This is a genomic window from Streptomyces sp. NPDC001714 (assembly GCF_042892755.1).
In the GTDB taxonomy this organism is placed as follows: domain Bacteria; phylum Actinomycetota; class Actinomycetes; order Streptomycetales; family Streptomycetaceae; genus Streptomyces.
The window spans coordinates 24,521-30,891 of sequence record NZ_JBIAUL010000045.1 but is presented as its reverse complement, the minus strand read 5'-3'; the positions used below and the strand labels follow the sequence as shown (position 1 = coordinate 30,891).

The following is a 6,371-nucleotide window of genomic DNA, read 5'->3' as shown; positions in this document are numbered from 1 at the left end:
TTACAGCTTGCTCAGCGCCGCCTTGATGAGGTCCGCCGTGCGGCGCGGCTGGGCAATGAAGGCCACATGGGAGCCGTCGACCTCCTCGGTGGTCGCGCCCATCCGCTCGGCCATGAAGCGCTGTGCCTGAGGGGAGAGGGCGTTGTCGTGCCGGGCGATCTGGTACCAGGACGGGACGGTCTTCCAACCGGCCCCGGTGGCCTCCTTAGCGAACGACGCCGCCGCGATCGGCCGTTGGGCGAGGCTCATGGCCAGGGCCAGCTCGGCGGGAAGGTCGGCGCAGAACGACTCGTGGAAGCCGTCCGCGTCGATGTACAGGTCCGGGCCGCCCGCGGCGCCGTGCGCCTCGTAGGAGGTCGGCCGTACGGTCTCGGCCAGCATCGAGGGCGGGAAGGGGGCACCGAGACCGGCGCAGCTCTCGCCCTCGTCGAGGCCGAGCGCGGCGAGGTAGACCAGACCCGCCACGTTGTCGAGGCCGGCGGAGGCCTGCATGATCATGGCACCGCCGTAGGAGTGACCCACCATCAGGACGGGGCCGTCGATGCCACCGGCGACTGCGCGGACCACGGCCGCGTCACCGGCCAGACCCCGCAAGGGGTTCGGCGGCGCGACGACGCGGTGCCCGGCGGTCGTCAGCTCGCGGATCACGCCCGTGAACCCGGAGGCGTCGGCAAAGGCTCCGTGCACCAGGACGACCACGGGCGCGCTCGACTCGGTCGGCTGGACGACCTCACCAATGCCGAGGAACTGCACGGCTACCACCTGCTTCCCGCAGCACGGGCCGACCTGCTGAGAAGAATGGGCCGCACCACCGAGGCGGCCGCCGCCTATCACGACGCCCTTGACCTCGTCGGCAACGAACCAGAGCGAGCCACGCTCGCCCGCAGACTCGCCGATCGGTGACCGGCCCGTGTGCCTCACGCGCACGAGATCCCGCTGCCCCACACGACGGGGTCGGTTTGCTCACCCAATCTGCTACCGAACCCGGGGCGGTTCAGTTCTAATGAGGGGCTGCGCTCGTGACGAAGGGTGACATCCGATGAAGCTCCCTGCCCCCTTGCATGTGATCAATGAAGGACTGGCGTTTCTCCTGGAGGTCGCGGCCCTCGTTGTTCTCGCATGCTGGGGCTGGCAGAGCGTGGAGAACATGGCTGTGCGTCTTGTGCTTGCCGTGGCCGCACCTCTGTCGGCGGCTGTCCTGTGGGGGTTGTTTGCCTCCCCGAAGGCTCGGATACCGGTGCCGTTGATGGTCGTTCTGGGTGTGAAGGTGCTGGTGTTCGGCGCGGCAGTTGCTGCCCTGTACGCGATCGGCCGGCACGGGTGGGCCACCGTCTTCGCCATCGTGATCGCGGTCAACACTGCTCTCGCGACGTTGGACCGTAACGCTTTGATGCATCAGGAAGCCTGACCGATTCCGCCCCGATCGTCGCCCCGCAATCGCCCAAGGTCCGTTGAGATGCACTCGAGGTCGGATGAGACAGGACAACGCCTTCAGGCGCGCGCCGATAGAACACGGGCTTCAACAAGCCATCGTTTGTTGAAGACCAGCGAACAGCGAGACTGATCGTTCTCAAGGTCCCGCCCTGCTGTCCCGGGAACGAACCAAGATCAGCGGGTCAGGTGAACAAAACACCAAGCTAACAGCCGGCGCAGCCGGTAGCCACTTTGTTGAGAAAACCTCAGTGCGAACGTTCTCATCGATACCCATAAACCAATTGTGTATCGTGATCCGTGTGCAGCTTAGGTACAGCTTCCGCTTGCACCCGAGCGCCGGTCAACGCATGGCGTTAGCGAGGGCGTTCGGGTGTGGGCGGGTGGTCTACAACGACGCGCTGCGCGCTCGGGAGACCGTCCGCAGCCAGGGGCTGCCGTTCCCGAGGACCGGAAAGCTGTCGAAACAGCTCATCACCGAGGCGAAGAACACTGCGGAGCGGGCCTGGCTCGGCGAGGTCTCGGCGGTGATCCTTCAGCAATCCCTCCGCGACCTGGACAGCGCGTACAAGAACTTCTTCGACGGGCTGACGGGCAACCGCCCGCGCATGGGTGCGCCCCGGTACAAGGCGCGCAAGGACACCCGGCAGGCGGTGCGGTTCACGGCGAACGCCCGCTGGTCGATCACGAGTGGCGGAAAGCTGCGCCTGCCGAAGATCGGCGACTTGAAGGTGAAGTGGTCCCGCTCCCTGCCCTCCACCGCGTCCACGGTGACCGTCGTCAAGGACAGCGCGGGCCGGTACTTCGCGAGCTTCGTCGTCGAGACCGGCCCGCAGGAGATCCTGGCGAATGCCACTCCCGAGGTGGGCATCGACCTCGGCCTGGGGCACTTCGCGATCCTCTGCGACGGCACGAGGATCGACAGCCCGCGCTTCCTGCGCCGCCAAGATGCGCCTGAAGAAGGCACAGCGCGCCCTCTCGCGCAAGGAGAAGGGCAGCAAGAACCGGGACAAGGCCAGGATCCGCCTCGCACGGGCACACGCCCGTGTCGCGGACGCGCGCCGCGAGTTCCACCACCAGCTCTCCACACAGCTGATCCGGGAGAACCAATCGGTCGCCGTGGAGGACCTGGCGGTGAAAGGACTCGCCCGCACGTGCCTGGCCAAGTCCGTGCACGACGCCGGATGGTCGGCGTTCGTGAGCATGCTGGAGTACAAGGCTGCCCGGTACGGGCGCACGTTCGTGAAGATGGGCCGCTTCGAGCCGACCTCTCAGGTGTGCTCGCAGTGCAGCGTCCAGGATGGCCCCAAGCCCCTGCACGTCCGTGTGTGGACCTGCGGGGCCTGTGGGGCCGTCCTGGACCGGGACTTCAACGCGGCGGTCAACGTCGCCAAGGCGGCCGGACTGGCTGTGTCAGCCTGTGGAGCGCAGGTAAGACGGGCACCCGTGCCCGCACCGCGCAGCGAAGCAGGAACCCACTCGACACCGCAGCCTTCAACGGCGCGGTAGGCGGGAATCTCCCCCCTCCAGGGGGGAGAGGATGTCAAGGCTTCGAGGCGGTGACCGTACGGACGTCCGCCGATCTCAAGGCCGTCGAGGACTGGGTGGCTGGACCGCGGTCGGCGCCGCTGCTGGTCGACACCAAGGTGGCGGCGAGTACGGCGTCTGATGGCTGGAGGAGGCGTTCCGCGGCCACTGAGGAGCGGATCGGGCTGGTCAGTCGAGCTGGATGAGCCCCCGGCGCGCGGCCTCTGTCACGGCGGCCGCGCGGTTCTCGACCTTCAGCTTGCGGTAGATGCGCACGAGGTGGGTCTTCACCGTCGCCTCGCTGAGGAACAGCGTCTCCGCGATGGCCCGGTTGCTCAGGCCCTCCGCCGCCAGCCGGACGACCTCGACCTCGCGCTCGGTCAGGTCCGCGTCGGGCCGGACCACCTGGCCGACGAGCTCCCCGACGACCTCGGGGGCGAGGGCCATGGCACCGGCGGCGGCTCCGCGGACGGCCCGGAAGAGCTCCTCGGGCGGCCCCGCCTTCAGCGCATATCCGCGTGCGCCCGCCTCCAGCGCCCGCACGACGTCGGCCCGTCCGGAGAAGCTCGTCAGCATCAGCACCGGCACGGCGGGGGCCTCGACGGCGAGCCGGCGGACGGCCTCGATGCCGTCGATGTCGGCACCGGCGAACCGGAGGTCCATCAGCACGACATCAGGCTTCATCTGGACGGCGAGCCGTACGGCCTCCTCGCCGCTTCCCGCCTCCGCGATCACCTCGAGGTCCGGTTCCCCCTCCAGCAGGGCCCGCAGTCCGGCCCGTACGACGGCGTGGTCGTCGGCGACCAACAGGCGAACGGTCATCCGGCGGTCGCCGAGGTCAGACGGGGAGAGGTCGCCGGGAGCACGGCCCGCACCCGGGTGCCCCGGCCCGGTGCGCTGGTGACCCGCAGGTCGCCGCCGCACTCGCGGAGCCGGGCACGGGCCGCCGGGAGGCCGAAGCCGCGGGTCTTCCGGGCGGTGGTCCCGGTCGGTTCGAAGCCCACTCCGTCGTCCTGTACGTCGAGTTCGATCCGGTCCGCCTCGTGGTGGAGGGTGACCAGCACGTTCACCGCGCGGGCGTGCTCGCGCACGTTGGCCAGGGTGCCCTGCGCGACGCGGAACAGGGTGGCCGCCGCCTGCTCGTCCAGAACGGGACGAGGCTCGCCGGCGGAGCGGAACCGCACCCGGGCCGCGGTCCCCTCCTGCTCCACCTGGGCGCACAGCAGCCGCAGCGAGCCCTCGAGTCCGGCCTCGGCGACGGCGGACGGCGTGAGGTCGTGGATGATCCGGCGGGTCTCGGCGAGATTGCCGTCCAGGCCGTCGGCCACCGCGCGGACCCTGGTGCGGGCCGCGTCCGGCCGCCGTTCCCAGTCCCGCTCGGCCGCCTGGAGCAGCATCAGACTGCCCGCGAGTTCCTGGGCCAGCGTGTCGTGCAGGTCCCGGGCGATCCGTGTGCGCTCGGCCAGCACACCGGCCCGGCGCTGCTGTTCGGCCAGGATGTCCCGGGTGCTCCGCAACTCCTCCAGGAGACGCTGACGTTCGGCGGCGTCCCGCTGCTGGGCCCGGTAGAGAGCCACGGTGCCCCAGACGGCCGCGACCGGGATCAGCGCCATCTCCAGGTCGAGTCGGCCGGTGGAGCCGACCAGCCGCCAGCCCAGTACGACGGAGATCGCGCCCACCGCGACCAGCGCCGCCCGCCGCCCGAGAGCCCGCAGAGCCGCGCACGCCAGCGGCACCCCGCACCAGGCGTACGCCGAGGTCAACGGCGCCGGAGCGAGGAACACGAGGACGCCCCAGAGACCGATCAGCGTGGTGATCCAGCCGAGCCGGACGGCCGGACCGAGCCGGCTCCACAGCCCCAGACCGGCCCCGTACAGCACGGCCAACAGCCCGCTGACGCCGACCATGTGCCAGCACAGCGGGCTGTTCAGGTCCACGAGCCGCACGACGGCGGCACCGACGACCAGGAAGAACACGTAGTGCGGGGCGTGTTCCAGGGCGCGTCGGGCGCCGTGGGCGGGAGCGCGGTCGGTCACGGCAGATCCCCTTGAACGGACTGATCCACTTGGACGGGCGTCCGAGTCTATCGGGGCTTGGTATGACCTCTGTGAAGAACCGTGCGCTACGCGCCTGGGTGCAGCCCCAGCCAGCCGGGTGTGGGGTCGCCCTTCACCTCGCCGAAGTACAGGGCGAAGGTCTGCTTCCAGCGCTCGATCGCGGCGCGGTCGGCCATGAAGCGGGGGAAGCCGTCGAGGTGCGCGTTGGGGTACTCCCAGAGCGCCTTCAGGCCCGTCGGGGGAGTGACGTCGGTGCGTACGGACCAGCCGTTGAAGGACCCCTGCTGCGTGGGGAGGGACAGCTGCCAGTTGAGGTACAGCTTGGCGGCGGTCTTGTTCGCGGCCTGCTTCAGGATCGCGGCCCGCTGGCCCCAGGCCATGAACGGGGCGCTGTCCGGGATGACCCACTTCACGGGCCCGGTGGAGAGCGGGGCGCCCGAGCCGCCGACGCCGATCGCATGGGTGCCGGCCCGGACCGCGTCGCCGGGGGAGTTGCTGCCCCGCGCCAAGCGCACATCCTGTGCGGCGAGCTTGGCCGCCCACTTCCAGCCGTACTTCTGGACGTAGAGCGAGTAGAGGTAGAGGACCGCGTCGTCGTCGTGCGGGTAGGAGGAGGCGATCTTCCCCTTCCACTTCGGGTCGACCAGGTCCAGCGGGGTCCGCGGGGCGTCCGAGCCGACCGCGGACGGGCTGTACATGAAGCTGAAGCCGATCGCTCCGATGGCGACCCAGGCGCCGTGCGGGTCCTTGAACTTGTCGTACACCTTGGAGAACCCGGCCGGCTTGTACCGCAGCAGCTGCCCCTGCTGCTCCCAGCGCGTGAAGTCCTGGAGGGTCTGGAGCTGCACGACATCGGGGACGAGGGTGCCGGTGGCGAGCTGGTTGTCGACGCGGACGTCGTGGTACTTGCTGTAGTCCACGACCAGGGTCAGGTCGATGTCCGGGAAGCGCTTGAGGAACGCCGCCTTGGTGAAGTCCTGCTGGGTCGGGGTGTCCCCACCGGCGTAGATGACGAGCTTCCCGCCTTCGGCGAGGGCGGCCTGGTAAAGCTCGTCGAGGGTCCGGGTCTCCTCGGACCCGGTGGTGGCCTGCGCGGGGCCGGTGCCCAGCGCGCCGATCCCGATGGCGGCACCTGCGGCGGCGCCGGTGGCGAGGACACGTCGTCTGCTGAGGAAGCTGGACATGCTGCGGAGACCTCTCTGATGGGGGGGTGACGTACGCATCCTGCTCGTCTCCGGCAGGCGCCCGCGTCCTCCGCGCGGAGCGAGGGGCGGGCTGGAGTGGTAAGCGCGGTTCAACCGAACGGTTGACCGACCACCCCGGTGGGCGGTTGACCGAGTGTGATCGTCACGCGTC

Annotated in this window: 6 protein-coding genes and 1 pseudogene; 3 read left to right on the top strand and 4 right to left on the bottom strand. The window is 69.8% G+C overall.

Annotation, left to right across the window (positions count from 1 at the left end):
• Window positions 1–687, bottom strand: coding sequence for an alpha/beta hydrolase (locus ACFY0P_RS50955; RefSeq protein WP_388929329.1), 687 nt, complete (start codon window positions 685–687; stop codon window positions 1–3).
• Here ACFY0P_RS50955 and ACFY0P_RS50950 point away from each other — a divergent pair.
• The 3 genes and pseudogenes from ACFY0P_RS50950 to ACFY0P_RS50940 all read left to right on the top strand — a co-directional run bounded on the left by ACFY0P_RS50950 (window position 682) and on the right by ACFY0P_RS50940 (window position 2,940).
• Window positions 682–903, top strand: a complete 222-nt coding sequence (locus ACFY0P_RS50950) for a hypothetical protein (RefSeq protein WP_388929328.1) — start codon at window positions 682–684, stop codon at window positions 901–903. The genes ACFY0P_RS50955 and ACFY0P_RS50950 overlap by 6 nt on opposite strands.
• Window positions 904–1,039: 136 nt before the next feature.
• Window positions 1,040–1,408, top strand: coding sequence for a YrdB family protein (locus ACFY0P_RS50945; protein ID WP_388929327.1), 369 nt, complete (start codon window positions 1,040–1,042; stop codon window positions 1,406–1,408).
• A 325-nt stretch (window positions 1,409–1,733) separates the two neighbouring features.
• Window positions 1,734–2,940: pseudogene (locus tag ACFY0P_RS50940) on the top strand (RNA-guided endonuclease InsQ/TnpB family protein).
• Between the two features lie 207 nt (window positions 2,941–3,147).
• Here ACFY0P_RS50940 and ACFY0P_RS50935 read toward each other — a convergent pair.
• The 3 genes from ACFY0P_RS50935 to ACFY0P_RS50925 all read right to left on the bottom strand — a co-directional run bounded on the left by ACFY0P_RS50935 (window position 3,148) and on the right by ACFY0P_RS50925 (window position 6,199).
• Window positions 3,148–3,780 (bottom strand): response regulator, encoded by a 633-nt coding sequence (locus ACFY0P_RS50935; protein WP_388929326.1) that lies wholly within the window; start codon window positions 3,778–3,780, stop codon window positions 3,148–3,150.
• Window positions 3,777–4,994, bottom strand: coding sequence for a sensor histidine kinase (locus ACFY0P_RS50930; RefSeq protein WP_388929325.1), 1,218 nt, complete (start codon window positions 4,992–4,994; stop codon window positions 3,777–3,779). Before ACFY0P_RS50930 ends, ACFY0P_RS50935 begins: the two co-directional genes overlap by 4 nt.
• An 86-nt stretch (window positions 4,995–5,080) precedes the next feature.
• A complete protein-coding gene (locus tag ACFY0P_RS50925) occupies window positions 5,081–6,199 on the bottom strand; it encodes an ABC transporter substrate-binding protein (protein ID WP_388929324.1) in 1,119 nt (372 codons plus the stop codon).
• Between the last annotated feature and the right edge of the window lie 172 nt (window positions 6,200–6,371).

Coding starts and splice junctions, on each gene's coding strand:
- ACFY0P_RS50945 (WP_388929327.1), top strand. CDS start 1,040: ATGAAGCTCCCTGCCCCCTTGCATGTGATCAATGAAGGACTGGCGTTT.
- ACFY0P_RS50935 (WP_388929326.1), bottom strand. CDS start 3,780: ATGACCGTTCGCCTGTTGGTCGCCGACGACCACGCCGTCGTACGGGCC.
- ACFY0P_RS50925 (WP_388929324.1), bottom strand. CDS start 6,199: ATGTCCAGCTTCCTCAGCAGACGACGTGTCCTCGCCACCGGCGCCGCC.